This window comes from Bradyrhizobium sp. NBAIM08 (assembly GCF_020193935.1).
Lineage (GTDB): Bacteria > Pseudomonadota > Alphaproteobacteria > Rhizobiales > Xanthobacteraceae > Bradyrhizobium > Bradyrhizobium yuanmingense.
In genome coordinates this window covers 1-408 of record NZ_JADYVR010000886.1, presented here as the reverse complement: position 1 = coordinate 408, position 408 = coordinate 1, and the positions used below count along the sequence as shown (strand labels likewise).

The 408-nt window shown below is 68.1% G+C and carries 1 protein-coding gene; it reads left to right on the top strand.

Going from position 1 to position 408, the window contains the following annotated elements:
* Window positions 1-408: RHS repeat domain-containing protein (locus I6F37_RS42545; protein ID WP_225154758.1), on the top strand; the 408-nt coding region annotated here is incomplete at both ends.

Here is a 408-nt window from a genome sequence, read left to right as displayed (position 1 = left end):
ACGTTCGGGTACGACGTCCTCGGGCGCCTCGCGACGATCGAGGACGCGCGGACGCGCACGCTGACCTACGACGCGCGAGGCCGCCTCGACCGTATCGTCACGAGCGACGGCGTGAGCCAGATCTACGGCTGGGACGGCTCGCTTCTCAGCAGCGTGACGGTGGCAGGGCCGTTCAGCCACCGCATCGATCAGACCTACGACAACTTCTTCCGTCCGCTCGTCACCACCATCGACGGCGGCAGCCCGGTGGCGCAGGCCTACGACCTCGACGGCGTCGTCTCGAGTGTCGGGGGCCTTGCCGTCACGCGCGGCACGACAGGTCTGGTCAAGAGCACGACCGCGTCCAGCATCACGGACGCGTTCACGTACAACCCGTACGGCGAGATCATCGGTCACGCCGTCACGGGG